The sequence below is a fragment of the Paraburkholderia flava genome, assembly GCF_004359985.1.
Lineage (GTDB): Bacteria > Pseudomonadota > Gammaproteobacteria > Burkholderiales > Burkholderiaceae > Paraburkholderia > Paraburkholderia flava.
Genome location: NZ_SMRO01000002.1, coordinates 2,139,412 through 2,162,766, shown reverse-complemented (window position 1 = coordinate 2,162,766; position 23,355 = coordinate 2,139,412). Strand labels below are relative to the sequence as shown.

14 protein-coding genes are annotated in these 23,355 nt (G+C 64.5%); all 14 read left to right on the top strand.

What is annotated here, in order from left to right:
* The first annotated feature begins 12 nt into the window (after positions 1-12).
* The 14 genes from E1748_RS21105 to phbB all read left to right on the top strand — a co-directional run bounded on the left by E1748_RS21105 (position 13) and on the right by phbB (position 23,318).
* Positions 13-2,727 carry a fimbria/pilus outer membrane usher protein gene (locus tag E1748_RS21105; RefSeq protein WP_133649080.1) on the top strand — a complete coding sequence of 905 codons (2,715 nt, stop codon included), beginning with the start codon at positions 13-15 and terminating at the stop codon, positions 2,725-2,727.
* The gene (locus E1748_RS21100; protein WP_133649079.1) at positions 2,727-3,785 is read left to right on the top strand and encodes a fimbrial protein; all 1,059 of its coding nucleotides are present in this window, start codon (positions 2,727-2,729) and stop codon (positions 3,783-3,785) included. The genes E1748_RS21105 and E1748_RS21100 overlap by 1 nt, the downstream gene beginning before the upstream one ends.
* A gap of 149 nt (positions 3,786-3,934) precedes the next feature.
* Positions 3,935-4,447 (top strand): hypothetical protein, encoded by a 513-nt coding sequence (locus tag E1748_RS21095; RefSeq protein ID WP_133649078.1) that lies wholly within the window; start codon positions 3,935-3,937, stop codon positions 4,445-4,447.
* Positions 4,448-5,043: 596 nt separating this feature from the next.
* Positions 5,044-6,330 carry an ATP citrate lyase citrate-binding domain-containing protein gene (locus E1748_RS21090; protein ID WP_133649077.1) on the top strand — a complete coding sequence of 429 codons (1,287 nt, stop codon included), beginning with the start codon at positions 5,044-5,046 and terminating at the stop codon, positions 6,328-6,330.
* 35 nt (positions 6,331-6,365) lie between these two features.
* On the top strand, positions 6,366-9,065 hold the full coding sequence (locus tag E1748_RS21085; RefSeq protein WP_133649076.1) for a CoA-binding protein: 2,700 nt from the start codon (positions 6,366-6,368) through the stop codon (positions 9,063-9,065).
* Between the two features lie 84 nt (positions 9,066-9,149).
* On the top strand, positions 9,150-10,451 hold the full coding sequence (gene tcuC / locus E1748_RS21080) for an MFS transporter (protein ID WP_133649075.1): 1,302 nt from the start codon (positions 9,150-9,152) through the stop codon (positions 10,449-10,451).
* A gap of 33 nt (positions 10,452-10,484) precedes the next feature.
* Positions 10,485-13,157, top strand: a complete 2,673-nt coding sequence (aceE, locus tag E1748_RS21075; protein WP_133649074.1) for a pyruvate dehydrogenase (acetyl-transferring), homodimeric type — start codon at positions 10,485-10,487, stop codon at positions 13,155-13,157.
* A gap of 12 nt (positions 13,158-13,169) precedes the next feature.
* Positions 13,170-14,744: a dihydrolipoyllysine-residue acetyltransferase gene (locus E1748_RS21070; RefSeq protein WP_133649073.1), complete on the top strand. Its 1,575-nt coding sequence runs from the start codon at positions 13,170-13,172 to the stop codon at positions 14,742-14,744.
* A gap of 12 nt (positions 14,745-14,756) precedes the next feature.
* Entirely contained in the window at positions 14,757-16,514 is a 1,758-nt protein-coding gene (lpdA, locus tag E1748_RS21065) for a dihydrolipoyl dehydrogenase (RefSeq protein WP_133649072.1), read from the top strand.
* Entirely contained in the window at positions 16,511-17,335 is an 825-nt protein-coding gene (locus E1748_RS21060) for an alpha/beta fold hydrolase (RefSeq protein ID WP_166653600.1), read from the top strand. The genes lpdA and E1748_RS21060 overlap by 4 nt, the downstream gene beginning before the upstream one ends.
* Positions 17,336-17,356: 21 nt before the next feature.
* On the top strand, positions 17,357-19,639 hold the full coding sequence (locus E1748_RS21055; RefSeq protein ID WP_133649070.1) for an NADP-dependent malic enzyme: 2,283 nt from the start codon (positions 17,357-17,359) through the stop codon (positions 19,637-19,639).
* 5 nt (positions 19,640-19,644) lie between these two features.
* On the top strand, positions 19,645-21,291 hold the full coding sequence (phaC, locus tag E1748_RS21050; protein WP_240766709.1) for a class I poly(R)-hydroxyalkanoic acid synthase: 1,647 nt from the start codon (positions 19,645-19,647) through the stop codon (positions 21,289-21,291).
* 47 nt (positions 21,292-21,338) lie between these two features.
* The gene (locus E1748_RS21045; protein WP_133649068.1) at positions 21,339-22,520 is read left to right on the top strand and encodes an acetyl-CoA C-acetyltransferase; all 1,182 of its coding nucleotides are present in this window, start codon (positions 21,339-21,341) and stop codon (positions 22,518-22,520) included.
* 51 nt (positions 22,521-22,571) lie between these two features.
* Complete coding sequence (gene phbB / locus E1748_RS21040; protein WP_133649067.1) at positions 22,572-23,318, top strand: acetoacetyl-CoA reductase; 747 nt, start codon at positions 22,572-22,574, stop codon at positions 23,316-23,318.
* The last annotated feature ends 37 nt before the right edge of the window (positions 23,319-23,355 follow it).

Sequence of the window (23,355 nt, the reverse complement as noted above, 5' to 3'; positions counted from 1 at the left end):
CAAGCAGACGACATGCGTACCCGAGAACAACGTCCTCGACCGCGTACCGTGAACCGGTTCGCGCTCCGCCGCAGCCACGCCGTGATCCTCGGCGCGGTTGCGGCGTGGAGCGCGTTGCCGGCGTTTGCCGCGACGGCATCCAGCACAGCCAGCACGACCACGCTCGCCGATGTGCAGTTCAACGACCAGTTCCTGATGCGGCCCAAGGGGCAGAGCGTCGACGTGTCGCGTTTCGAGCACGGCAATCCGGTATCGCCCGGCGACTACACGGTCGACCTCTACGTGAACGGCAACTGGGTCGGTCACTCGGCGATTCGCTTCGTCGCGCAGCAGGGTGCCGCGAGCGCGACGCCGTGTTTCGACCGGACGCTGATCGAGCGTCTCGGGCTGAATTTTTCGACGCTGTCGGCGAAAGGACACGACGAACTCGCGAAGGCTCAGGCCGGCGAGTGCGCGAACATCGCCGATCTGGTCGACGGTGCGTCGCAATCGTTCGACATGTCCGATCTGCGGCTCGACCTGAGCATTCCGCAGGCCGCATTGCTGCGCAATCCGCAGGGGTATGTGAGCCCGGAGTTCTGGGACGAGGGCGTGACGTCGGCGACGTTGGGCTACAACCTCAACTCGTTCCACGTGAGCGGTTCGGGTGCGGCGAACACGCAGACCTACCTCGGGCTGAACAGCGGGATCAACTTCGGCAGCTGGCATTTCCGGCAAAACTCCGCGATCACGTGGCAGTCGAACGGCCCGCGTTCCTATCAGGACATCGCGACCTACCTGCAGCACGATCTGCCGTCGATCCGCAGCCAGCTGACGATCGGCGATGCGTTCACCGACGGCGCCGTGTTCGACAGCATCGGCATTCGCGGTGTCGAGCTCGCGAGCGACGACCGGATGCTGCCCGATTCGCTGCGCGGCTACGCGCCGCTGATTCGCGGGATCGCGACCAGCAATGCGCGCGTGACGGTCACGCAGAACGGCAACAAGCTCTACGAAACCAACGTCGCGCCCGGCGCGTTCGAGATCAACGATCTGTACGCGACGGGTTACGGCGGCAATCTGCTCGTGACGGTGACCGAGGCCGACGGCAGCCAGCACAGTTTCTCGGTGCCGTACGCGTCGGTTGCGCAGTTGCTGCGTCCGGGCATCACGCGCTTCAACCTCGCGGCCGGCCAGTTCCGCGACGCGCAGGTCAGCGAGCACAGCAACCTGCTGCAGGGCACCGTGCAGCACGGCTTCAACAACATCGTGACCGGCTACGCGGGATCGATCGTCGCGCAGGGCTATCTCGCGGGACTGATCGGCGCGGCAGTCAACACGCCGCTCGGTGCAGTCGCAGTCGACATCACCGAAGCCCGCGCAAGCATTCGCGGCCTGTCGGACACGACCGGCCAAAGCGTGCGGATCAGCTACAGCAAGCTGGTGCCGACGACCAATACGAACTTCACGGTCGCCGCCTATCGCTATTCGTCGAGCGGTTTCTGGGCGCTGCGCGATGCGATGCTCGCACGCGATCGGGTCGCCGGCGGCCAGGATCCGAGCGCGGTCGATCGCCAGCGCAACCAGGTCCAGCTGACGATGAACCAGAGCTTCGGCAACGGCTGGGGCAACGCGTACGTGGTCGGTTCGACACTCGATTACTGGAACCGCGCCGGCACCACGGCGCAATTCCAGATCGGCTACAACAACGTGCTGCGCGCGTTCGGCACGAACTTCAGCTACAACGTGTCGCTGTCGCGGCAACGCGACGGCCTCACCGGCCAAATGAACAACCAGCTCTTCGCGAGCGTGTCGATCCCGCTCGGCAGCGGACAGCACGCGCCGACGCTATCGACGAACTTTACGCACAGCAACGTCGGCGGTTCGTCCGAACAGGCGATGCTGAACGGCTCGGCCGGCGTCGACAACGAATTCACCTACGGCGTGACCACCGGCCATCAGCCGGGCGCAACCACCGGCGGCGCGAACGGCCAGTACCGCAGCCCGTACGCGACGCTGTCCGCGAGCGCGAGCGGCGGCTCCGGCTTCTCGCAGGTGTCGGCAGGCATCACCGGTGCGGTCGTCGCTCATCCGGGCGGCGTGACCTTCGCAAACGATCTCGGCGACACGATCGGCGTCGTCGAAGCGAAGGACGCGAAGGGCGCGCGGATCACGAATTCGTCGGGCGTGCGGATCGACGGCAGTGGCTACGCGGTGATTCCGTACCTGACGCCGTACAGCCTGAACACCGTCGAGATCGATCCGAAGGGCATTCCGCTCGACGTCGAATTCCGTTCGACGAGCCAGCAGGTCGCACCGCGTGCGAACTCGGTGGTGATGATCCGCTTCGGCACGGTCAGCGGACGGGCCGCCGTGATCGCCGCGCATCAGCCCAACGGCGCGTTGCTGCCGTTCGGCGCGAGCGTGTACGACGCGCAGGGGTCGAACGTCGGCGCGATCGGCCAGAACAGCCGCATCTTCGTGCGCGGCGTCGCCGATCAGGGGACGCTGACCGTCAAGTGGGGCGATGCGGCGGATGAAACGTGCCGGTTCAACTACCGCCTGCCGCCGAAGGGCGAGGACAAGGGCGCGTATGCGCATATCGATGCGACGTGCGGTCCGGTGGACGCAGCGTCGAACGTGGCGAGCACAGCAACCGATGCAACGGGCGGCGTTGCTCACGCAGTGACGGCGAGCCGTTCATCGAAGGACACAGCGGCGGTTCAGTCTGCCGGAGGAAACCCGTGATGACTTTCTTTCTGCCACGCGCGCTATCGCACGGGTCGCACCGCTCACGCCGCTGGCTCGCGATCGCGACGCTGAGCGTCGCCGGCCTGCTGGGCCTCGGCGTCAGCACGTCGGCGAATGCGGCGCTGCAATGCACGATCACCGGCTCGGCGGCGATCAGCTTCGGTACGATCACCGTGCCGCGCGACACGCCGGTCGGTACGCCGCTCAGTTCGGTGCAGTCGTCGACGGTATCGGTCAACTGTCCGTCGAATCCCGGCACGGTGCCGCCGTACAACAACGGCTGGTACATGCAGTATTTTCCGCAACTGGCCGTGAGCCCGGTGGCGGGCGTCTGGAATACGGGCATTGCGGGGATCGGCATCAAGGTGATCGACGTGACCTACGGCAACAAGGTGATGTCGTCGCTGGGCGTGGGCGGCTGGGACGATTTCGGCGCGCCGATCACGAACACGAACGCGTTCACCGGGTCCTTTACGTTCACCTATCAACTGGTCAAGACGGCCGCGCAGGTGAAGAGCGGCGGCGCGATCAACATCCCGCAGCTGTTCACGCTGGTCAGCCACAACATCCCGTTGAACGTGACATCGCCGGCGCTCGTGACCATCTCGGTCAACAACACGTCGATCGTCGCGACGACCTGCACGGTGACCACGCCGTCGGTCAGCGTGACGCTGCCGTCGGTGAACGCGAGCGCGCTCGGCACGGTGGGCACGACGGCCGGCAACCAGAACTTCAGCATCGGGCTGTCGTGCCAGTCCGGCGCGAACGTCTACGTGACGCTGACCGACGCGACCGCGCCCGGCAACACGACCAGCAACCTGACGCTGGCGAGCGGGTCGACCGCGACCGGCGTGAAGCTGCGCGTGCTGAAAAGCGGCGGGTCGCCGGTCAGCTACGGACCGGACTCCGCAGTGGCGGGCAATCCGAACCAGTGGCTGGTGGGCGCGTCGGCCAGCACGACCAGCATTCCGTTGACCGCGCAGTACATCTCGACCGGCACGGTGACAGCCGGAACGGTGAAGGGGCTGGCTACGTTTACGATGAGCTACCAGTAGCCTTACCTTAACCCGCAAACGTATAAAGAGATAAGGAGCCACGCAGGCTGCGCAACAACTTGCACCACCCGGGCTAAAGATTGTTCTTACGTCGTCGTTAACCTAAATTAACAATGTTCCCGACGTCATATTGAACAACCGGAGTGGTCATGAAGGACCATCGCAGGCGTATATGGCGGACGCGCATCGTCGCACTCTCGACGATGGCGCTCTCGATCGGCCTCCCGCTTTCCACACACGCGGCGTCTTCCGGCCAGGAGTCGGAGATACGGTTCTACGGCCGTATCGTGGCGCCGCCTTATTCGATCGACACTTCCCCTCCGCCCAGTGCTTCGTCGTCGTTCATCGGAGCGGCGAAGGCGGGCGCTTCCGCCGACGCCATCGCAGTGACCTTCTCGACGCCCGGCGCCGACAAGCCGGCCGCGACGGTGTCGTTCTATGGGAACGGCGAGGGGAATGACGCGGCGCATCTGAGCATCGGTCCGGACGCACACAGCGACATCGTCACGCGATTCGTCGATACGAAAGGTCATCAGGTCGCGTGGCAGGCATCGCACGACTATTACCTGAAGCAGAATCAAGGCTTGCTGACGCTGTCGGTCGATCGTCCGTCGGCGTTGCATCGGCCGAAGCCGGTGACGGTGATGGTCAGCTACGAGTAACTGCGTTCACGCGGTCAATCCACCGTCGAAAAGAAGCCCGCTCTCGCGGGTTTTCTGTTGCGACGCGTGTCACTCATCCTCAAGTCACGAGCGCAGCACGGTTTCCCGTGCGGTGCCTCCGCACCGTATTCCGGAGTTTCGTCCCGCGCTCGCGGACGCGACTAAAAACCCCAAGCAAAATCAACCACCTACCGTTTCTCGATCCGGCTCGAAAACTGGCACGGCCATTGCGTTATTGATTCCATAAAGTGTCGCGCGGCAATAGCGCGTACCACGAATGGAGACGACATGAACCTCAACGCCAAAGCCGCGCTCGACGAAGCCGGCTGGACAGCAACCCTCTGCCGCACCGCCTCGACGCGGCAACGCATCGCGCTTGCCTGCCGCACCGCCGCGCGCATACGAGCGTGCGCTCGCCGCCACCGCGCGGACTCCACTAACTCCGTTTACCCGCTCCATCGATCGTCACGCGTCCGCTAACGACGATCTCGAGCTCTCGAGCTCTCGAGCAACACCCTCAACGCCGCCGTACCGGAATGGGATCGCTCGCGCCGACTGGCGCGGCGGGATTCGTCGCATCGTAGAAGAGGAACGCTATGCAAGTTACCGGCATGTTTCATGGAGCGAAGATGCTCCAGTTCGTCGATTTCCCCACCGCCGAGGTGCTCGGTCCGAGCGCGAGCGAAGAGGAGATCCGCGCGCTGATCGATCGGCACGGACTGGTTTTCATCAAGCCGATGTTCAAGGGCGGCGTGGGGAAGAAGGGCAAGGCCGGCCTGATCGGCAAGGCCACTGACCTGAAGACCGCGCTCAGCGAAAAGGAACGGCTGTATTTCGTCGAGCACCGCGTGTGCCACACGGTCGCGAAATCGAATGGCGTGACGTTCGAGGCGGGCGTGCCGGCGGAGCACGAGGTCTATTTCTCGATCACCGATTCGACGCACTTCCGCGCGCCGACGATGACGCTGACGCATCACGGCGGCATGGACATCGAGGAACTCGACCGGACCATGGTCGCGCAGGTGCCGTTCGATCCGCTGACCGGCCTGAAGGCGTTCGTCGTCGCAAATGCGTTGTCGGCGCTCGGTGCGCCGAAGCAGATCATCTCGCCGCTCGTGCAGCATCTGCCGAAACTGTGGGAGCTGTATCACGACTACGGGATGAGCACGCTCGAACTGAATCCGATCCGGATGCGCGTGGACAAAAAAGGACGCATGACGCCGGTCGCGTGCGACTTCAAGTGCGGCTTCGATCGCGACGATCCGCGCTGGAAGCGGCTGAATCTGCCGGCCAGTCTGTTCGCGGTCGACTACTCGGATTTCGAGCAGGAGATCAACCAGCTGCGCACGTACCAGGGGCAAAGCGACGTCTACGTGATCAACAGCGGCGGCACGATCCTCGCGCCGACCTTCGGCGGCGGCGCGAACTCGCTGGTCACGCAGATGCTCGGCGACGACGCGATCATTTCGTCCGACTTCGGCGGCAATCCGCCGTACGAAAAAATGAAGGAAGTCGCCCGCATCTGCTTCAAGCACTGGCTCAAGCAAAGCAACGTGCTGTTCATCATCGGCGGCAAGTCGAACAACACCGACATCTTCGAAACCTTCCGCGCGATGGCCGATGCGCTTCGCGAGCATTTCAGCCGGCATGGTCCGTCGCCGCTGTACGTCGTGATCGGGCGCGGCGGGCCGAATCTCGTGCGCGGCATGGGCGCGATGCGCGACACGCTCGATGCGCTCGGCGTGCCGTACCGGTTCTTCGGCTTCGATTCCGACATGAGCGAGGTCGTGCTGTACGCGAAGGAAATCGATGCGTGGATGAAGGCCGGCGGCCGCGAACAGGTGGCGAACCGGATGGGCCTCGTGTCCCGTCCGGTGGACTGACCACCGTCCCCCTCTCTAGTGCAACGGAGCGAGTCATGTACAAGCAGGGCATTGGTGATTTCAGATATTTCGTCGGCGTCAGTTCGCTTGCGCAGATCGCGACCCGCGAAGACCGCGTGTGCGTGCTGAACATTCTCGGCGGCGAGTCGAGTGCGGTGACGCCGGTCGGTCACGTGTATTCGGGCGGTAACGTCGTATTCGGCACTGCGCCGGGCAAAGGCGGTCAGGTGCTCGAAACGTCGGTCGGCAACGTACCCGTCTACAACAACGTGCTCGACGGCATCAACGCGGGCCACCGCTTCAATTGCGGTGTGATCTATCTGCCGCCCGCAGCGGCGCGCGACGGCGTCGCGGAACTGATCCGCGTGAATCCCGATCTGCGCAAGATCTTCATCGTGACCGAGAAACTCGCGGTCCACGATTCGCGCGAGATCCGCGCGATGGGTCAGGCGAACGGCGTCGACATCTTCGGCGGCAACAGTCTCGGTGTGGCCGACACGTGGAACCAGGTGCGCATCGGCGGCGCGCTCGGCGGCGATCATCCGGAAGAAGCGCTGCGCCGTGGCTCGATCGCGATCTTCTCGAACTCGGGCAATTTCACGACCACGATCGCCACCTATCTGCGGATGGGCGGATGGGGGACGACCACCGCGATCTCCAGCGGCAAGGACGTGTACATCCAGTTTGCCGCGCCCGAGTTCGCGTTCGCGCTGTCCAACGATGCGCGCAGCAAGGCGGCGGTACTGTACGTCGAACCGGGCGGCTACTACGAGCTGGCCGCCGATTTCACGAAGCCCGTCGTGGCCTGCGTGGTCGGTCGCTGGAAGTCGAAGCTGACGCGTTCGGTCGGACACGCCGGTGCGATGGCAGGCGGTGCCGACGATGCGGCCAGCAAGGAACGCTGGTTCATGGAGAAGTTCGGCGTCGACGAGCTGTTCACGCCGGAGCATCCGGTCTGTTCCGCGAAGGGCGCGGTCGTCACGAACATCGCACACATTCCGGCTGCGCTCTCCGCGGTGATGCGCGAGAACGCATGTCGTCCCGATTTCGATCCCGAGGGCAATCTCGCGTTGAAGCCGTGGTTCGGTGCGAATCACGGTTTGACGTTGCCGGCCGTGCTCGATATCCCGGTCGTCGATGCAGCCGCGCCGTATAACGAGCAGATCGCGGCGCTGAACCGGCAGATCGGCGGCGTGTCGCCGCGTCAGACGATGAAGGATGCGTCCGGTGCGTCGCAGATGGATGCGCGGACCCAGGTGACCAGCCTGCACGGCGTGTCGATGCTCGATGCCGCGCAGTATCCGCTCGAAGCAAACGTGAGTCTCGCGCTGCTGCATGAACCGGGCGGCGCGAACGATCGAAACCTGATCAACGTGGCCATCGGTGCCGCGCTGAACCTGCACGGTCATCCCGCACTGGATGCCGCGCAGGCCGCACGCGAAGCAGGCAACACGCCGAACACCGTGCTTGCGGCAGCGGCGAGCGTGATCGGTCCGCGTAGCCAGCAGCGCGCGCGTCAGTTGACCCGCATCCTGATCGAGCGCTTCGCCGCCGCAGGACTTGCCGATGCGCGCGATGAAACATTCGACCTCGACCGCATCGCGATCGACGACGACGAACTGTTCCTGAGCGCCACGACCGACGAGCAGGCCGTGCGGATGCTCGAAGGCCTGCGCGCACGCGGCGCGAAATCCGTCTTCATCCGCTACCTCGAACAGTTACCCGGTCAGCCGAGTGCCGACGCGGTACTCGCCGCGATCTCGGTGACGCTCGCGTGGGGACCGTTGATGCGCAAGCGCGTGTCGCGCCTCACTGCCGAAAACCTGCCGTGGTGGCTGACGCTGTTCGGCGTGTTGATCGGCGCATCGGTGGATGCGGCGCACCACACACCCGATGCTTTTTGCGGCATCGAGACGACAGAAATCCTGCAGCAACGGTCGATCGGCGAGGTCGCGTTCGTCGCGTTGCTCGGCCTCGAACCGACGCCGACGAACCTGCTGTCGTTCCAGGTGCTGGTCGGCATGCTGCTGTCGAACGGACCGGGGACCATTTCGGCGCAGGGCGCGAAGGGCGCGGTGTCGGCCGACGGTCCCGAGGACCCGGAGCGCATCCAGCTCAACAAATGCCTGATCGGTTTTCTCACGCACACCGGCTACACGCACGGCGGCAACGGCTACGAAGGGATCGCGTTCCTGATCGACCAGTTCAAGGAGACGAATCTCGTCGATCCAGGCGACCCGGATCACGGCATCGACCTGAAGGCACTCGCGCATCGTTACGTCGACGAATACGCGCGCTACAAGTCCAGCCGGAAGAACGCGGGCAGCCTCGATATCCAGAAGATTCCGGGCATCAATCACCCGGTGTTCAAGGACAAGCCGGTCAATCACGATCCGCGCGAAGTGTTCATCTACTCGCTGATGTCGGAACGCGGCGAATACAACGTCTTCCACGAGTTCTATCGCACGCTCGTCGAGACGCTGTACGAAGCGGGCGTGTCGCGCAACGTGTACTGCGTGAACGTCGATGCGGTGATCGCGGCGCTGTTGCTGAAGACGTTGTGGCAGCCGTACCGCGCCGGCGAGTACGACGGCTCGGCGCTCGAGACGGCGGCGTTCACGATGTTCCTCTATCCCCGCATGCTCGGCTGCGCGGCGGAAGTCGACGACCACATGAACCGCGGTCGAAACATGGACACCCGGACGCCGGCATCGAAGTGCCAGTTCGTCGCCTGAGTCTTGATCGGACGACAGCGGCAACAGCGTGACCGGCCGCAGCAGGCCGGTCACGAACCAGAACCAGATTCAGGAGACGACGACATGTCGGGCCCAGCCACAGCACATTCGAAATTCAGCATGGTGATTCGCGTCACCAGCGGCAATTTCCTCGAGATGTTCGATTTTTTCCTGTTCGGTTTTTACGCGAGCTATATCGCGCACACGTACTTTCCAACCGACAGCGAGTTCGCGTCGCTGATGCTGACGTTCGGCACGTTCGGCGCCGGCTTCATCATGCGGCCGGTCGGCGCGATCGTGCTCGGCGCGTATATCGACAAGGTCGGCCGCCGCCGGGGGCTGATCACCACGCTGCTGATCATGGCAATGGGCACGATCCTCATCGCGTTCGTGCCGGGTTACTCGACGATCGGTCTGCTCGCGCCGCTCCTCGTGCTGATCGGGCGTCTGCTGCAGGGACTCTCGGCGGGCGTCGAACTGGGTGGCGTATCGGTGTATCTGTCCGAGATGGCGACGCCGGGTCACAAGGGCTTTTATGTGAGCTGGCAGTCCGCGAGCCAGCAGGTCGCGATCATCTTCGCTGCGACGATCGGCTTCGTGATCAACGAGACGATGACGCACGACGCGATCACCGCATGGGGCTGGCGCATCCCGTTCTTTATCGGCTGCATGATCGTGCCGTTCATTTTCGTGGTGCGTCGTTCGATGCAGGAAACCGACGAGTTCCTCGCCCGCAAGCATCGGCCCGGTGCGCGCGAAATCTTCCAGTCGATCCTGCGCAATTTCAACATCGTGCTCGCGGGGATGATGCTGGTCGTGATGACGACGGTGTCGTTCTATCTGATCACCGTCTACACGCCGACGTTCGGTCGCAACGTGCTGCGGCTCACGGCGGCGGACAGTCTGATCGTCACGTTCTGCATCGGCGTGTCGAATCTGTTCTGGCTGCCTGTGATGGGTGCGCTGTCCGATCGTGTCGGCCGCAAGCCGCTGCTGATCGCGTTCACGTTGCTCACCGTTTGCACTGCCTATCCGGTGCTGTCCTGGCTGGTGGCCGCGCCGACCTTCCAGCGGATGCTGATCGCCGAGCTGTGGCTGTCGTTCCTGTACGGCAGCTATAACGGCGCGATGGTCGTCGCGCTGACCGAGGTGATGCCGGTCAACGTGCGCACGTCGGGTTTCTCGCTCGCGTACAGCCTCGCGACGGCGATCTTCGGCGGCTTCACGCCGGTGGTGTCCACGTACCTGATCGAGGCGACCGGAGACAAGGGCGCGCCTGGTTTGTGGATGAGCTTCGCGGCCGTGTGCGGGTTGATCGGTACATGGGCGCTGTACCGGCGCGGTGCGGTCGAGAAGCGCGCCGCGGCCGCTTCGCTGCAAGCCTGACCCCTCGTCTGTGATCTCGCGGAGACAAAAAATATGAATGTGAATAACGATCTCGATCCGATCGAAACCGACGAATGGCTCGACGCGCTGCGTGCGGTCCACGAGCATCGCGGTATCGGACGTGCGGGGTATCTCGTCGGTCGTGTGGTCGATGCCGCGCGACGCGACGGCGTCTATACGCCGCACGTGCAGACGACCCCGTACCGCAACACCATCGCCCCTGAGCGTGAAGAGCAATCGCCGGGCGATCGCGCGATCGAACACAAGCTGCGCTCGCTGATCCGCTGGAACGCGCTCGCGATCATCCTGCGCGCGAACAAGGACAGCTCCGAACTCGGCGGTCACATCGCGAGCTTCCAGTCGGCGGCGACGCTGTACGACATCGGTTTCAATCATTTCTGGCACGCACCGACTGACACGCACGGCGGCGATCTCGTCTATATCCAGGGGCACAGCGCGCCGGGCATCTATGCGCGTGCGTTCGTCGAAGGGCGTCTCACTGAAGAGCAACTGCTCAGGTACCGGCAGGAAACGGGCGGCGGCGGTTTGCCGTCGTATCCGCATCCGTGGCTGATGCCGGACTTCTGGCAATTCCCGACGGTGTCGATGGGACTCGGCCCGCTGATGGCGATCTACCAGGCGCGCTTTCTGAAGTATCTGCAGGGACGCGGGCTCGCGCAGACGGCGGCGCGCAAGGTCTGGGCGTTCATGGGCGACGGCGAGATGGACGAGCCCGAATCGCTCGGCGCGATTTCGCTCGCGGGCCGCGAGCGGCTCGACAACCTCGTGTTCGTCATCAACTGCAATCTGCAGCGTCTGGACGGACCGGTGCGCGGCAACGGCAAGATCGTGCAGGAACTCGAAAGCGTGTTTCGCGGCGCGGGCTGGAACGTGATCAAGGTGCTGTGGGGCAGCGGCTGGGACCGGCTGTTCGCGAAGGACACGAGCGGCAAGCTACTCGAGCTGATGGAGATGTGCGTCGACGGCGAGTACCAGGATTTCAAGAGCAAGAGCGGCGCGTATGTACGCGAGCATTTCTTCGGCCGCTTCGACGAAACGAAGGCACTCGTCGCGGACATGAGCGACGACGAAATCTGGGCGCTCACGCGCGGCGGTCACGATCCGCTGAAAGTTTACGCGGCGTACGCAGCGGCATCGAAACATACGGGCCAGCCGACCGTGATTCTCGCGAAGACGGTCAAGGGCTACGGGATGGGCGAATCCGGCGAAGGCCAGATGATCGCGCACCAGGCGAAGAAAATGACGCAGCAGGCGCTGCGCGGTTTTCGCGATCGCTTCCAGATTCCGGTGTCCGACGACGAGATCGCAGACGTGCCGTTCATCCGGCCCGCCGACGACAGCCCCGAGCTGAAGTATCTGCATGAGCGGCGCAACGCATTGGGCGGTTATCTGCCGCAGCGGCGTCGTCAATCGACGTCGCTGACGATACCGCCGCTCGCGAGCTTCGACCGTCTGCTGCGCGCGACCGGCGAACGCGAAATCTCCACGACGATGGCGTTCGTGCAGATGCTCGGCACGCTGGTTCGCGACAAGGACATCGGCAAGCACGTCGTGCCGATCGTGCCCGACGAGTCGCGGACGTTCGGTATGGAAGGGATGTTCCGGCAACTGGGCATCTGGTCGTCGAGCGGCCAGCTGTACCGGCCGCAGGATGCCGACCAGTTGATGTACTACCGCGAATCGACTGACGGCCAGGTGTTGCAGGAGGGTATCAACGAAGGCGGCGCGATGTCGAGCTGGATCGTCGCGTCGACGTCGTACAGCACCAGCAACGTGCCGATGATTCCGTTCTACATCTACTACTCGATGTTCGGCTTGCAGCGCGTCGGCGATCTCGCGTGGCTCGCAGGCGATATCCGCGCGCGCGGTTTTCTGCTCGGCGGCACGGCGGGGCGCACGACGCTGAATGGCGAGGGTCTGCAGCACGAAGACGGTCACAGTCATCTGATGGCGGCGACGATTCCGAACTGCGTGTCGTACGACCCGACGTTCGCGTACGAGGTCGTGACGATCGTTCGCGAGGGCATGCGGCGCATGTATGAAGCGCAGGAAGACGTGTTCTATTACGTGACGCTGATGAACGAGAACTACCCGCACCCGGGTATGCCGGAGGGCAGCGAGGAAGGGATTCTCAAGGGACTCTACCGGCTGGCTGGAACGGGTAAGCCCAAAGACAAAGCACCGCGTGTGCAACTGGTCGGCAGCGGCACGATCCTGCGCGAAGTCATCGCCGCGGCCGATCTGCTGAAAGACGATTTCGGCGTGAACGCCGACCTGTGGAGTGCGACGAGCTTCAACGAGCTGCGCCGCGAAGGGATGGCCGCCGAGCGCTGGAGCCGTCTGCATCCGACCGAACCGCGCCGGGCCAGCTACGTCGAGCAATGCCTCGCGCAACACGCAGGCCCGGTGATCGCCGCGACCGACTACATGCGCAACTACGCGGACCAGATCCGCGAGTACGTGCAGGCCGCGGGCCGTCGCTACACGGTGCTCGGCACCGACGGGTTCGGGCGCAGCGACTATCGCCGCAAGCTGCGGCGTTTCTTCGAGGTCGATCGCTGGCACGTCGCGGTTGCCGCGCTGAAGGCGCTGGCGGACGACGGTGCGATCGACGCGGCTGTCGTCGGCGAGGCCATCGCGAAGTACGGCCTCGACGCCGGCGCGCCGGCCCCCTGGACCGTCTGAGGAGGCCATGCGATGAGTGAAACGATCGAAATGAAGGTCCCGGACATCGGCGATTTCAGCGATGTACCGGTGATCGAGATTCATGTGAAGCCGGGCGACCGTGTGAAAGCGGAAGACTCGCTTATCACGCTCGAATCGGACAAGGCCACGATGGACGTGCCGGCATCGACGGACGGGATCGTCGAGGAAATCAGACTCGCGATCGGGGACAAGGTCAGCGAGGGGACCGTCATTCTGCTGGCACGCACCGACGGTTCGGCCAGCCCCGCAGTCATGCAGGACACGCGACCGACCGTCGTGCCGCCGCCTGCTGCCGCGAACGCACCGGCAGGGGTTGCCGACGTGCGCGTGCCGGACATCGGCGATTTCGCGGACGTGCCGGTCATCGAGATTCATGTGAAGCCCGGCGACACGGTGAAAGCGGAAGACCCGCTCGTCACGCTGGAGTCGGACAAGGCGACAATGGACGTGCCGTCGCCGCTCGCGGGTGTTGTGACGGCAATCCATGTTGCGCTTGGCGACAAGGTGGGCGAAGGCACGATGATTCTGTCGCTGGCGACTGCGGATGGGGTGTCTGCAAACGCGGCGTCTGTGCCTGCACCGGTGGCGACAACCGCAGCGCCGCCCGCGCCTGTGCACGAAGCGACGGACCCCGTCACGTTTGCGCTCGCCTACGCAGGCCCGGCCGCACGCAAACGCGCACGCGAACTCGGCGTGGATCTCGGCAAGATTAAAGGGAGCGGCAAGCACGGCCGGATCGTCAGCGAGGACGTCGAAGCATTTTCATCGCGTGGCACCGCAGAACCCGCGAGCGCCGCGCAAAGTACGCCTGCCCGCAGCAGCGGTGGCAGCCTCGATCTGCTGCCGTGGCCGCAAGTCGACTTCGCGAAGTTCGGCCCCATCGAGCCACGTGCGCTGTCGCGCATCAAAAAGATCTCCGGCGCGAACCTGCATCGCAACTGGGTGACGATTCCGCACGTGACGACGCACGACGAAGCCGACATCACGGACCTCGAACCGTTTCGCGTCGCAATGAACAAGGAACTCGAGAAGTCCGGCGTGAAGCTGAGCCTGCTGCCGTTCATGATGAAAGCGGCAGTCGCCGCGCTGAAGACGTTCCCCGAGTTCAATGCGAGTCTCGACGGCGATTCGCTGATCCTGAAGCGCTACTGGCACATCGGCTTCGCAGCCGACACGCCGAACGGTCTAGTCGTGCCGGTGATCCGCGACGTCGACGTAAAGAGCATCCCGGCGATCGCCGACGAGATGAGCACGCTCGCGAAACTTGCACGCGACGGCAAGCTGAAGCCCGACCAGATGCAGGGCGGCACGTTCACGATTTCGTCGCTGGGCGGGATCGGCGGGACGTACTTCACGCCGATCATCAACGCGCCCGAGGTCGCGATCATGGGCGTCTGCAAATCGTTCTGGAAACAGACGTCGACGGACGGCAAGCAGTATCAGTCGCGCCTCACGGTGCCGCTGTCGCTGTCGTGGGATCACCGCGTGATCGACGGCGCGGCCGCCGCGCGATTCCTCGTCCATTTCTCGCGCACGCTCGCCGACCTCCGGCGCGCCCTGTTCTGATTCGAGGCCCTCATGACACGAGAAGTGCAGGTCAAAGTGCCGGACATCGGCGACTTCAAGGACGTCGAGGTCATCGAGGTGATGGTCAAGGTCGGCGAGACCATCGCCGTCGATACCGCGTTGATCATGGTGGAGTCCGACAAGGCGTCGATGGAAATTCCGTCGAGCCATGCGGGGAAGGTTAGTGCGTTGAAGGTGGGTGTTGGGGACAAGGTCAGCGAGGGCACGGTTGTGCTTGTGCTCGATGCGCAGGAGGCGACTCCTGCTGCGGCTGATGCAACTGCGAGCGCACCGCCGGTGGCATCGGCACCGGCAGTCGCCGCCAGCAGTTCGTTCGATGTCGAATGCGATCTGCTCGTACTCGGTGCGGGTCCCGGTGGTTATTCGGCTGCGTTTCGCGGTGCGGACCTCGGCATGAAGACGGTCCTCGTCGAGCGCTATCCGACGCTCGGCGGCGTGTGTCTGAACGTGGGCTGCATTCCGTCCAAGGCGTTGCTGCATACAGCCGCCGTGATCGACGAAGCGGGCCGGCTGTCCAGCCACGGCATTCACTACGACGCGCCGCGTATCGATCTCGACGGGTTGCGCGCCTTCAAGGACAGCGTGATCGGCCGATTGACCAGCGGACTCGCCGGCATGGCAAAAGCACGCAAGGTGGACGTCCATCGCGGCACGGGGTGCTTCCGCGATCCGCATCACCTTGAGGTCACAGCGCCGGATGGTGGCAAAACAACCGTGATCCGCTTCGCGCACGCGATCATCGCGGCCGGCAGCGAATCGGTGAAGCTGCCGTTCATGCCCGACGACCCACGCGTCGTCGATTCGACCGGCGCGTTGCAACTGAAGTCGGTGCCGAAGCGGATGCTTGTGATCGGCGGCGGGATTATCGGGCTCGAAATGGCGAGCGTCTATTCGGCGCTCGGCACGAGCATCGACGTCGTCGAGATGCTCGACGGACTGATGACGGGCGCGGACCGCGACCTCGTCAAGGTGTGGGAGAAATTCAACGCGAAACGCTTCGCGAACGTGATGCTGAAAACGCGCACGACGAAAGCCGAAGCAACGGACGCCGGCATTCTCGTGAGTTTCGAAGGCGACGCTGCGCCGCAGGATGCGCAGTGCTACGACCTGGTGCTCGTCGCGGTGGGCCGCAGCCCGAACGGCAAACGGATCGGCGCGGAACACGCGGGCGTCGCGGTGACCGAGCGCGGTTTCATCGAAGTCGATCGCAGCATGCGGACCAACGTGCCGCACATCTTCGCGATCGGCGACATCGTCGGGCAGCCGATGCTCGCGCACAAGGCGGTCCACGAAGCGCACGTCGCGGCGGAAGTGGCAAGCGGTCTGCCGTCCGCGTTCGACGCGCGGCAGATTCCGTCGGTCGCGTACACCGATCCCGAAGTCGCGTGGGCAGGCAAGACGGAGGCGCAATGCAAGGCCGAGGGCGTGGGCTACAGCAAGGCGGTGTTCCCGTGGGCCGCGTCGGGACGCGCGATCGCGAACGGACGCGACGAGGGCTTCACCAAACTGCTGTTCGATCAAACGACGAACCGGCTGATCGGCGGCGCGATCGTCGGCACGAATGCGGGCGACCTGATCGGCGAAGTGTGTCTCGCGATCGAGATGGGTTGCGAGCCCGCCGACATCGGCAAGACGATCCATCCGCATCCGACGCTCGGCGAGTCGATCGGTATGGCGGCCGAGGTCGCCGACGGTCACTGCACCGACCTGCCGCCGCAGAAGAAAGACCACGCGGGAGCAAAGCGGTGAGTCTCGATCTCGCCTACACCGTGACGGGCATCGGACCGCCGGTCGTGATCCTGCACGGGCTGTACGGATCCGCGCGCAACTGGCGCAACGTCGCGCGAAAACTGTCCGCGACGCACCGCGTGATCAACGTCGATCTGCCGAATCACGGCCGCTCGCCGGCCGTTGGCTCGATGGATTACCGCACGATGGCGGCAGCCGTCTTGCGCGTGATCGAACGGGAACGTCTGGTCGCGCCCGCGCTGCTCGGTCACTGCATCGGCGGCAAGACTGCGTTGACGCTCGCGCTGCTGGAGCCGGAGCGGATCGGTAGCCTGATCGTCGTCGACGTGGCGCCGGTCGATTACGGCGATCACCTCGCGCTCTTTACCGATGTGCTGTGCGGACGCGATGCGCTGGGCGACGACGCGCACACCGGGCTGTGGCGCCGGCTGTCCAGTCTGATGCCGCAGTGGGGTGTCGAGAACGAGGACGGTGTCGCGTGCCTCGACTGGGGCGCGGATCTGCCCGGCATCGCGGCATCGATTCCCGATCTGAGCGGTTTCCCCGACGAGCTGCGCACCTGCTGTTTCGCGGGGCCGGTGCGGGTCATCGCGGGTGCCCATTCGCGTTACGTGCCGGAACACGACAGCGGCGTCTTCCAGCCGATGTTTCCGGAGACCGCGCTCATCGTGCTCGACGACGCGACGCACTGGGCACATGTCGAGACACCTGAGCGCTTTCTCGTGCAGGTCGACGCGGCGTTGCGCGATGCGCCTGCCGATGCGCTCGCCGACGACTACGGCTTTCTGCGCTCGCTCCGTTCGCTGCATTCGCTTCACTAAAGACAAACCGAGGACACCATCATGGCCGACGACCTGCGCGAAGCCGCGCTCGATTACCACCGCTATCCGACGCCCGGCAAGATTTCGGTGACGCCGACCAAGGTGATGGTCACGCAGCGCGATCTTGGACTCGCGTATTCGCCCGGCGTGGCCGAGGCGTGTCTCGCGATCGCGAACGATCCGAACGAGGCCGGCAATCTGACCGCGCGCAGCAACCTGGTGGCCGTCGTGACCAACGGCACAGCGGTGCTGGGTCTCGGCAACATCGGCGCGCTCGCGGGCAAACCGGTGATGGAGGGGAAGGGATGCCTCTTCAAGAAATTCGCCGGTATCGACGTGTTCGACATCGAGCTCGACGAGACCGATCCCGATGCGCTGGTCGATACGATCGCGCGGATGGAGCCGACTTTCGGCGGCATCAATCTGGAGGACATCAAGGCGCCGGAGTGCTTCTACATCGAACGCAAGCTGCGCGAGCGCATGAAGATTCCGGTCTTCCACGACGATCAGCACGGCACCGCGATCGTCGCGGCTGCGGCGATCCTGAATGCGCTCGAATACGTCGGCAAGGACATTCGCGAGATCAAGCTGGTCGCGTCGGGTGCGGGTGCGGCGGCGCTCGCGTGTCTCGATCTGATCGTGAGCCTCGGGCTGCGCGTGGAGAACGTGTTCGTCAGCGACAGCGGCGGTGTGCTACACGCCGAGCGCACCGAAAAGATGGAGCCGAACAAGGCGCGCTATGTGCAGCAGACGCCGGCCCGCACGCTCGCCGATATCGTCGATAACGCGGACGTGTTCCTCGGACTGTCGGCGGCCGGTGTGCTGAAACCCGAGATGGTCACGCGGATGGCGCGCGCGCCGATCATCCTTGCGATGGCGAATCCCGATCCGGAGATCCTGCCGGAAGCCGCGCTCGCGGTGCGGCCGGATGCGATTCTCGGCACCGGGCGCTCGGACTATCCGAATCAGGTGAACAACGTGCTGTGCTTTCCGTTCATCTTCCGGGGCGCGCTCGATGCCGGCGCGACCACGATCAACGAGGAGATGAAGCTGGCCGCCGTGCGTGCGATTGCGGCGCTGGCGCGCGCGGAAATTCCCGATGTCGTTGCACGCGCGTACGGCGGTCCCGCGCTGCGTTTCGGCAAGGACTATCTGATTCCGAAGCCGTTCGATCCGCGCCTGATCGAAGTCGTCGCGCCGGCAGTTGCGCAGGCCGCGATGGACAGCGGCGTCGCGACCCGGCCGATCGCCGACATGGACGCGTACCGGCAACGCCTCGGTGCGTTCGTCTATCAGTCGAGCAGCGCGATGCAGCCCGTGTTCGTCGCCGCGAAGCGCGCGCCGCGACGCGTGGTCTACGCCGAGGGCGAGGATGAACGCGTGCTGCGCGCGGCGCAGGTCGCGGTCGACGAACGCATCGCGCAGCCGGTGTTGATCGGACGGTCCGAGGTGATCGCTGAGCGCGTCGCGCAATACGGCTTGCGGCTGCGCGTGGGCTTCGATTACGAATGCATTGATCCATCCGATTCAGCGGTTTCCGATCACGCGGCGGCGCTCTATCACTCGATGGCGCAGCGCCAGGGTGTGTCGCGCGTGCAGGCGCAGGCCGAGATGCGCGGCAAGAGCACGCTGCTCGCGGCGATGATGCTGCGCGAGGGTCGTGCCGACGCGATGCTGTGCGGCACCGTCGGGCATTACCACGACCACCTGCGCTATGTGCGCGACGTGATCGGCGCGAGACGCGACACGCGTACGCTCGCAGCGATGCAGATGTTGATGCTGCCCGGACGCCAGCTGTTCATTTGCGACACGCACGTCAACATCGATCCGACCGCCGAGCAGGTTGCCGAAATCACGCGGCTCGCCGCCGACGAAGTGCGTCGCTTCGGGATCGAACCGGCCGTCGCGTTGCTGTCGCATTCGAGCTTCGGCAGTTCGGACGCGGCCAGTGCGATCAAGATGCGCAAGGCACTGGCGATTGTGCGGCGCATGGAGCCGGGCCTGTCCGTCGAAGGCGAAATGCGCGGCGATGCGGCGCTGTCGCAGAGCGTGCTCGATAACGAGTTTCCCGACTCAGGCCTCGACCGCGAAGCGAATGTACTCGTGATGCCGAACGTCGATTCGGCGAACATCTCGTACAACCTGCTGCGGATCGCGGCGGGCGGCGGCATCACGGTCGGCGGCATCCTGCTCGGCGCGGCACGGCCGGTGCATATCCTGACGCCGTCGTCGACCGTGCGGCGCATCGTCAACATGACGGCGCTCGCGACAGTCGACGCCGGTTCGCATCGCCGCGGAGCATGACGACCATGGACGACACTTCTTCCGCAAAGGACAGCGCCGCCTGGTTCGCCGAACTGCTCGGTGCACAACAGCATCTGCTGCGCACACTCGACAGCGCCACGCCGATGCGCGCGATGATGGCGTGGTCGGACGTGGCCGCGCGCGGGATGGCCGCCGCATTCTGGGAACCGTCGGATGCGGCCGGGCTTTCCGATGCGCGCTTCGCCGCCGACGCGTGGCACAACGATCCGCGCGCGAACGTCACGTGGCGCACGTATCTGATGTACGCGATGCATCTGCGCAACGCGATCGACGCGATTCCGGTCGATGCGCGCACGAAGGCCCGCTGGCAGTTCGCGCTGCGCCAGGTACAGGACGCACTCAGTCCGGCGAACTCGCTGGCGACCAATCCCGAAGCGGTGAAGATCGCGATCGAATCGGGCGGCATGAGTCTCGTCGATGGGATGCGTCTGTATCTTCAGGATCTTGCAAAGGGACGCATGTCGATTACCGACGAACATGCATTCGACGTCGGGCGCGACCTCGCGCGCACACCGGGCAGCGTCGTGTTCGAAAACGAACTGATGCAACTGATCCAGTACGCGCCGACCACGCCGACCGTTCACGAGCGGCCGTTGCTGATCGTGCCGCCGTGCATCAACAAGTTCTACATCCTCGATCTGCAGCCGGAAAATTCATTGGTTGCGTATGCAGTCGCGCAAGGGCATACGGTTTTTCTCGTGTCGTGGCGCAACGTGTCGGAGGCTCAGGGGCAACTGCGCTGGGACGATTACGTCGAGCAAGGCGTGCTGAAAGCGCTCGATGCGGTGCGCGAGATCAGCGACGCGGCACGCATCAATACGCTTGGTTTCTGCATCGGCGGCACGTTGCTGTCGTGTGCGCTGGCGGTACTCGCGGCGCGCGGCGAACGCAGGGCCGCGAGTCTCACGCTGCTGACCACGCTGCTCGATTTCCGCGACGCCGGCGAGATCGGGCTGCTGGTCGACGATGCGATGGTCGCGCTGCGCGAAGGGACGATCGGCAACGGCGGACTGCTTCAGGGGCGTGAACTCGCGCATACGTTCGCGTCGCTGCGTGCGAACGATCTGATCTGGCCGTACGTGGTCAACGGCTACCTGAAGGGCAAGGCGCCGCCCGCATTCGATCTGCTGTTCTGGAACAGCGACGAGACGAATCTGCCGGGCCCGATGTTCTGCTGGTATCTGCGCAACGCGTATCTGGAGAACCGTCTGTGCGTGCCGGGCGGCACGGTGCAATGCGGCGTGCCGGTGGATCTGCACGCGATCGACGTTCCTGCCTACGTCTACGCGTCGCGCGAGGATCACATCGTGCCGTGGCGCAGCGCGTACGCGAGCACGCATCTGCTCGGTGGCAAGACGCGCTTCGTGCTCGGCGCGAGCGGCCATATCGCCGGAGTCATCAATCCGCCGACGAAGAACAAACGCAATTACTGGACCGGTGCCGTGCATGCCGAACCGCCGCAGTGGCTCGATGCGGCGCAGGGCGTGCCGGGCAGCTGGTGGCCCGACTGGAGCGACTGGCTCGCGACGCATGCGGGCTCGCGTATCGATGCGCCGGTCAACGCGGGCAGCCGGAGGTATCCGGCGATCGAGGCCGCGCCGGGCCGGTACGTGAAAGAGAAAGCGGCATAGCAGCGTCGCGCGGATGTTCCATTTCCATTCATCGAAGAGGGGTCGACATGTCAGATATCGTTATCGTTGCCGCCGGACGTACCGCCGTCGGTAAATTCGGCGGCGCACTGGCGAAAATCGCCGCCACCGATCTTGGCGCGCACGTCGTCAGGGAGCTGCTTGCGCGGGTGGACATTCCCGGCGACGCGATCAGCGAAGTGATCATGGGGCAGGTGTTGACCGCGGGCGCGGGCCAGAACCCCGCGCGTCAGACGGTCATCAAGGCGGGTCTGCCCAACACGGTCCCCGGCCTGACGATCAACAAGGTGTGCGGCTCGGGCCTCAAGGCCGTGATGCTCGCGGCGCAGGCCATTCAGTGCGGCGATGCCGACATCGTCGTAGCCGGTGGCCAGGAAAACATGAGCGCGGCACCGCACGTGCTGCCGGGTTCGCGCGACGGCTTCCGGATGGGTGACACGAAGCTGGTCGACACGATGATCGTCGACGGCCTGTGGGACGTCTACAACCAGTACCACATGGGCACCACGGCGGAGAACGTCGCGAAGCAGTACGGCGTCACGCGCGAGATGCAGGACGCGCTCGCGCTCGCGTCGCAGCAGAAAGCAATCGCAGCCCAGGACGCGGGCCGCTTCAACGATGAAATCCTGCCGCTGGCGATTCCGCAGAAAAAAGGCGAGCCGCTGATGTTCGCCACCGACGAGTTCGTCAACCGCAAGACCAACGCCGAACTGCTCGCCGGATTGCGGCCTGCATTCGACAAGGCGGGCAGCGTCACTGCGGGCAATGCGTCGGGGCTGAACGACGGTGCGGCCGCGGTCGTCGTGATGCATGCGCAGACTGCTGCGTCGCTCGGACTGCAACCGCTCGCGGTGATTCGCGCGTACGCATCGGCGGGACTCGACCCGCGCATCATGGGGATGGGGCCGGTGTCCGCGTCGCGCCGCTGTCTGCAGCGCGCGGGCTGGACTGCGCAGGATCTCGATCTGCTCGAGATCAATGAAGCGTTCGCGGCGCAGGCGTGCGCGGTGAATCAGGAAATGGAATGGGACACGAGCAAGGTCAACGTCAACGGCGGCGCAATTGCGATCGGGCATCCGATCGGCGCATCCGGTTGCCGGATTCTCGTCACGCTGCTGCACGAAATGAAACGTCGCGGCGCGAACAAGGGACTCGCGTCGCTGTGTATCGGCGGTGGGATGGGTGTGGCGCTGGCGGTCGAGCGGGCATGAGCAAACGGCGGTAAGCAACGCAGTGGAGCAGCAACAACAAGGAGACGAAACATGACACAGACACGCGTAGTGCTGGTAACGGGCGGAATGGGCGGCCTCGGCGAAACGATTTCGATCAAGATGGCCGACGCCGGCTACAAGGTCGCGGTGACGTACTCACCCTCGAACTCCCGGTACAGCGAATGGCTCGCGAAGATGAAGGAAGACGGCTACGACATTCTCGCGGTGCCGTGCGACGTCGCTGACCACGACTCGTGTGCGAGCGCGGTGGCGAGCGTCGAGCAGGAACTCGGGCCGGTCGATATCCTGGTCAACAACGCCGGCATCACCCGCGACATGACGTTCAAGAAGATGAACAAGGTCGATTGGGATGCGGTGCTGCGCACGAATCTCGACAGTCTCTTCAACATGACCAAGCAGGTCGCCGACGGAATGGTCGAGCGCAACTGGGGACGCGTGATCAACGTGTCGTCGGTGAACGGCTCGAAGGGCGCGTTCGGCCAGACCAACTATTCGGCGGCGAAATCCGGCGTGCACGGTTTTTCGAAAGCGCTCGCACTCGAGGTCGCGAAAAAAGGCGTGACCGTCAACACGATTTCTCCCGGCTATATCGGCACGAAGATGGTGACGGCGATCCCGGAAGAAGTGCTGAACTCGAAAATCCTGCCGAATATTCCGGTGGGCCGTCTCGGCAAACCGGAAGAAGTCGCGGGCCTGATCATCTATCTGGCTTCGGAGGAAGCCGCGTTCGTGACCGGCGCGAACATCGCGATCAACGGAGGCCAGCACATGCAGTGACCGGCTGTTTCCGGGGGCATCGGCACACAGGGCTGCA

Bases quoted from the DNA above. Each gene is read 5' to 3' on its own strand.
- E1748_RS21105 (WP_133649080.1), top strand. From the start codon at position 13: ATGCGTACCCGAGAACAACGTCCTCGACCGCGTACCGTGAACCGGTTC.
- E1748_RS21100 (WP_133649079.1), top strand. From the start codon at position 2,727: ATGACTTTCTTTCTGCCACGCGCGCTATCGCACGGGTCGCACCGCTCA.
- E1748_RS21095 (WP_133649078.1), top strand. From the start codon at position 3,935: ATGAAGGACCATCGCAGGCGTATATGGCGGACGCGCATCGTCGCACTC.
- E1748_RS21090 (WP_133649077.1), top strand. From the start codon at position 5,044: ATGCAAGTTACCGGCATGTTTCATGGAGCGAAGATGCTCCAGTTCGTC.
- E1748_RS21085 (WP_133649076.1), top strand. From the start codon at position 6,366: ATGTACAAGCAGGGCATTGGTGATTTCAGATATTTCGTCGGCGTCAGT.
- tcuC (WP_133649075.1), top strand. From the start codon at position 9,150: ATGTCGGGCCCAGCCACAGCACATTCGAAATTCAGCATGGTGATTCGC.
- aceE (WP_133649074.1), top strand. From the start codon at position 10,485: ATGAATGTGAATAACGATCTCGATCCGATCGAAACCGACGAATGGCTC.
- E1748_RS21070 (WP_133649073.1), top strand. From the start codon at position 13,170: ATGAGTGAAACGATCGAAATGAAGGTCCCGGACATCGGCGATTTCAGC.
- lpdA (WP_133649072.1), top strand. From the start codon at position 14,757: ATGACACGAGAAGTGCAGGTCAAAGTGCCGGACATCGGCGACTTCAAG.
- E1748_RS21055 (WP_133649070.1), top strand. From the start codon at position 17,357: ATGGCCGACGACCTGCGCGAAGCCGCGCTCGATTACCACCGCTATCCG.
- phaC (WP_240766709.1), top strand. From the start codon at position 19,645: ATGGACGACACTTCTTCCGCAAAGGACAGCGCCGCCTGGTTCGCCGAA.
- E1748_RS21045 (WP_133649068.1), top strand. From the start codon at position 21,339: ATGTCAGATATCGTTATCGTTGCCGCCGGACGTACCGCCGTCGGTAAA.
- phbB (WP_133649067.1), top strand. From the start codon at position 22,572: ATGACACAGACACGCGTAGTGCTGGTAACGGGCGGAATGGGCGGCCTC.